This is a genomic window from Oleiphilus sp. HI0061 (assembly GCF_001635675.1).
Genome location: NZ_LWFE01000601.1, coordinates 1 through 4,483 on the forward strand (window position 1 = coordinate 1; position 4,483 = coordinate 4,483).

A 4,483-nucleotide genomic window follows, 5' to 3' on the forward strand; every position below is an offset into this window, starting at 1 on the left:
ATCATAATGCGGCGAATGCGCTATTGAAAACCCTTGAAGAACCGAGTGGCGATTCCGTTATTATCTTAGTATCACATAGCTCGGGGCAGTTACTTCCAACGATTCGTTCTCGTTGTCAGGTGATTGACTTTTCGTTACCTGAAACGTCTGCAGCGAAGCAGTGGCTAGAAGCGGCGCTGAACAAAGACGAGCTTAGCTTGTCTGGAGCTGAGTTAGACTCGGTTTTAGCGCTGGCGGCCCAAGCCCCGCTAAGAGCTTTGGAGTACGTTAAAACGGGCGCGCTTGAAGAAAATCAACGTATGCTAGAAGAAATGGCTAGCTTTCTTCGTAAAGATGTTTTGGCCCTTGTTTTGGCTGAAAGGTGGAGCGATGATTTGTCGATTCTACGTGTAGAGTGGATGATTCAATGGTTGGAGCTCGTTTTAAAGGTCAAGTTGGCCAGCTTTTCCACTGAAGGACTTGCGGCGGCAAAAATGATCGACCATTTGGCTAAGGTTTCGACCGAGGCTCAGTTACTTGATTTATACAAAAGTGCCTTGGATCAACTGCGTTTGTTGCTCGGTACAAGCAATCCTAACAAGCAGCTGGTGTTTGAGTTTTTATTGAACCAATGGGCTGGCTTAATGGCTAAAAGAACGGTTTAATAAAGATCTCAAAAGTGTGAAGCAATTTTCAATTGCTTGCCTATACTGAAGATATATCACCTTAATACTACTCGAAACTGTTCGGGTTACAGTGGGTGCAACGACCAATTAGTGCTTTGTATTCAAGTGTTTGTACGGGCGCGTTATTGTTAAGAGAATTGTATGTCAGCAGGATTTGGGGCGCGTAGTGGTATCCTTACCCTAACAATCAAGGATAAAGCTGTTTTATATGCCGCCTATATGCCGTTCATTAAAAACGGCGGACTATTTATACCTACCGCAAAAAACTATCATCTTGGCGATGAGGTGTTTTTGCTGTTAAATCTAATGGAAGAACCTGAAAAAATCCCGGTAGCTGGGAAGGTTATCTGGGTGACTCCTAAGGGTGCTCAGGGTAATCGAGCAGCGGGCATCGGTGTTCAGTTTAACGAAGAAGATGCTACTGCCAAAAACAAGATTGAAACCTACCTGGCAGGCTCTTTAAGCTCAGATCGTCCTACACATAGTATGTAATAATAGGGGGGTGCCCCAATTTCTTGATACGATTCTTCAAGTGAGTCGCATAGATACGCATTTTTAGTTAGTATGTGCGGCTTTATCGTTGTAACAAGAGCGCGCTTGATTTTCATGTTTATTGACTCCCACTGCCACCTTGATCGTCTGAAATTAGCTCCATATGAAGGCGACTTGTCGCTTGCAATTTCAGCTGCCAAAGAAAACCTTGTAGACAAATTGCTTTGTGTCGCAATTGACCTGGAGCATATTGAAGAAGTGCTTCAGATTGCAGCTAAATTTCCCGATGTCTATGCTTCGGTTGGCGTGCACCCAGGTAGTACCGATTGTGAAGAGCCCACTATTGAACGCCTATTATCGCTTGCTGAGCGTGAAAAAGTCATTGCGATTGGAGAGTCGGGGCTGGATTACTATTATGGCCTGGAGCATAAAGATCTTCAGCTGGAAAGATTCAAGCGTCATTTAATTGCCAGTAAAGAATGTCGAAAACCAATTATTGTTCATACTAGAGATGCGAAGGAAGATACGCTAAACCTCATTGGCCAATACTCAGCCCCTGATGTCGCGGGAGTGCTGCATTGTTTTACTGAAGATTGGGATATGGCCTCCAGAGCGATGGATCATAACTTTTATATCTCATTCTCAGGTATTGTTACGTTTAAGAATGCTGTAGAGCTAAAGGATGTTGCTAAGCGAGTCCCATTAGAGCGCATGCTGATAGAGACGGATTCTCCTTATCTCGCGCCGGTTCCGTATCGTGGCAAGCCAAATGAGCCTAAGTATGTACCTGAGGTTGCCAAATATATTGCACAGTTAAAGGGCTGCAGCGTAGAAGAGGTTGCTGAGGTCACAAGTGAGAACTTTAAGAAACTGTTTAGACTCTAGCGAATTATCATAAAGGTTGAATGGAATGGAGTTAGGCCCTTTTAGTATTCAAACCGATAAATTGCGTTTGTCGGGTTATAAAAATAGTGTACGTCATGGTGTGCCGGTTATCGCACTGCATGGATGGCTCGACAATGCGGCTTCGTTTCTACCCCTATGCAACTACCTAAATCTAGATCGTCCCTTCTATGCAGTCGAAATGGCTGGGCATGGTTGGAGCGAGCATAGGCCAAGTTCGTCGTCTTATCATTTAGTCGATAATGTGGTGGATATTGCCGTGTTTATAGATTCTGTGCTCGAACAGATTGATGATGCGGGCGAGAAAGTTACCTTGATTGGTCATTCGTTAGGTGGGATTGTGTGTTCGTTTTTAGCTGCATCAATGCCAGAAAAGGTTGATAAACTAATTCTATTAGATAGTTTAGGGCCTCTAACAGACGAAATAGAAAATGTATTGCCACAGCTTAAAAAAGCGGTAGCAAAGGCTGCTCAGACGCGAGAGAGTAAAAAGACCATTTACCCAACTAAAGAAATGGCTATTCGCGTTCGAATGATGGGGATTGGAAAAGTATCAAAAGAAGCAGCGCAGCTGTTAATTGAGCGAGGTACAGAGGAGGTAGAAGGTGGTTATATTTGGCGCTCAGACCCGAAATTACTAGCCCCTTCTATGGTACGGTTTTCTGAAAAACAAGTTGAAGTTGTGTTAAATGGTATCGAATGTCCGGTCTTTGTTTTATGTGGTAAACAAGGGTATTTCTCGGATGCTCAGAGGACTCAAAAACGGGTATCTTATTTTAAGGATGTTACGCGCTTTGACCTAGAAGGTGGGCATCACTTCCACATGGATGGTGATGTTGCAGCAACAGCGGAGTTAATTGATGAAATTATCGATAAGTAAAAAGAGTCTGGTTTTCACTTTATTGCTATCTTTTTTCTTGGTACAGGATGTGCTGAGTTCAGGCTTGGAAAATTATAAGGCTGTCTCTTTAGAGGGCAGTGTTGAAAGCTTAGCTTCTGAACAGATGATCGTTTTGAGCGCGCCGAAGCGCATCAGTAATACCTTGAGTATCGAGAAGCAAGAGTTTGTTGCAGGTGATGTCGAGTCACGTTTATATCGGCTCAAAAGTGGTGTTGAGCTAAGTCAGGCTTTTGATTATTACCTGGAGTCTGCAGCAGTAAAAGGCGAAATCTTATTCCAGTGTAAAAAACGCGCTTGTGGCAGCAGTAATTACTGGGCGAACAAAATTTTTGATGAGCATAAGCTGTATGGCCGTGATAGTGATCAATACTATGTTGCAAGCAGGGCACTCAGTAAGGGGAAAGAAGTCTGGTCGGCCGTCTATTTTGTGCAGAATGGCCTTAGGCAGCGTTTCATATATGAGCTGACTGTGACCAAAAGCTCGGCTGCTGATGGGGATTATGCGGAGCCAGTTGGTGTCTGGCTTAACGGGTCTTCCATGGGCGAGGGTGATGTTACGAAAAACCAAGCGGAGGCAATAGCCCGGTATATTGAGTCGGTAGAAGCCTCTGAGCTATATTTGGTTGTCTATGCAGATCAAGAACTGAAGCCAACCAAAGTGCTTTGGGATCAGTTGCGTACAAAAGGTGAGGTTCAGGTAGCAGTGTTAAGTAAATCCCTAGGGCAAGCCAAATTACCTATCACGCTTCGAGTACTTGGGCCATTGCATGGAGAGCCTTCGTTTGAAAAGCTTCCTGTTTGGTTCAGGTTGTATGCGTATTGATCGTTAATTGTTCAGTATTCGTTGTGCATTTTTATGAAACTTAAACTTAACAAATCTAAACACAAAGATTTGTTGATAATTCTGCTTGTTTAAACAATACTTTATTGGATATTGCAGAATTTTTTCCAATAAAAGCAATAAAATGTGGCGGTTTCTTAATCTACAGTGTTTAAAAAATCCTCTTTACCTGTATACCTTGTTTTATGGGCTATGCCTGTTTGTGTGAGTAGAGTAGAAGAGTTTTATAAGGTAGTAGATAAGTGAACTGTTTTTTTAAGTTAGAAATAATAAAGGATAATAAGTGATGATACGCAAGCTGGCCTTTGCTCTATCACTACTCGGTGTATTGATTGCTGAGTCTGTTTTCGCTCTTGGAATTGGTGAGGCGACTGTAACGTCTGCACTTAACCAACCCTTAAAAGCTGAAATAGAGCTTGTAAACTCAGGTGATTTCTCGGCAGAAGAAATTCTTCCTGGACTAGCAACGCGCGAAGAGTTTTTAAAAGCGAATGTCGACCGTGTTTACTTTTTATCCGATCTGAGGTTTAAAGTTGAAACGAATGCCGATGGTAAGCTTGTCGTTGTTCTTACGACAAACAAACCTGTCCGAGAGCCGTTTTTAAATTTCTTAGTAGAAGTGATTTGGCCAAGTGGCCGACTATTGCGTGAATACGCTTTGTTGATTGATCCTCCATTATT

5 protein-coding genes and 1 pseudogene are annotated in these 4,483 nt (G+C 42.9%); all 6 read left to right on the top strand.

Annotated features, from left to right (window positions below; genetic code table 11):
* Positions 1 to 644, top strand: a pseudogene (locus A3735_RS07770) (hypothetical protein); the annotation flags it as partial.
* 162 nt (positions 645 to 806) lie between these two features.
* On the top strand, positions 807 to 1,157 hold the full coding sequence (locus A3735_RS07775) for a PilZ domain-containing protein (protein ID WP_068513675.1): 351 nt from the start codon (positions 807 to 809) through the stop codon (positions 1,155 to 1,157).
* A gap of 114 nt (positions 1,158 to 1,271) precedes the next feature.
* Positions 1,272 to 2,042 (top strand): TatD family hydrolase, encoded by a 771-nt coding sequence (locus A3735_RS07780; protein WP_068508560.1) that lies wholly within the window; start codon positions 1,272 to 1,274, stop codon positions 2,040 to 2,042.
* A 25-nt stretch (positions 2,043 to 2,067) separates the two neighbouring features.
* Positions 2,068 to 2,940, top strand: coding sequence for an alpha/beta fold hydrolase (locus tag A3735_RS07785; RefSeq protein ID WP_068513671.1), 873 nt, complete (start codon positions 2,068 to 2,070; stop codon positions 2,938 to 2,940).
* Positions 2,921 to 3,784 carry a DUF4892 domain-containing protein gene (locus tag A3735_RS07790; RefSeq protein ID WP_068553128.1) on the top strand — a complete coding sequence of 288 codons (864 nt, stop codon included), beginning with the start codon at positions 2,921 to 2,923 and terminating at the stop codon, positions 3,782 to 3,784. Before A3735_RS07785 ends, A3735_RS07790 begins: the two co-directional genes overlap by 20 nt.
* A 304-nt stretch (positions 3,785 to 4,088) precedes the next feature.
* Positions 4,089 to 4,483: FimV family protein (locus A3735_RS07795; protein ID WP_369820516.1), on the top strand; the 395-nt coding region annotated here is incomplete at its 3' end.

Excerpts from the sequence above, each read along its gene's own strand:
- A3735_RS07790 (WP_068553128.1), top strand. The coding sequence starts at position 2,921 with ATGAAATTATCGATAAGTAAAAAGAGTCTGGTTTTCACTTTATTGCTA.
- A3735_RS07785 (WP_068513671.1), top strand. The coding sequence starts at position 2,068 with ATGGAGTTAGGCCCTTTTAGTATTCAAACCGATAAATTGCGTTTGTCG.
- A3735_RS07780 (WP_068508560.1), top strand. The coding sequence starts at position 1,272 with ATGTTTATTGACTCCCACTGCCACCTTGATCGTCTGAAATTAGCTCCA.
- A3735_RS07775 (WP_068513675.1), top strand. The coding sequence starts at position 807 with ATGTCAGCAGGATTTGGGGCGCGTAGTGGTATCCTTACCCTAACAATC.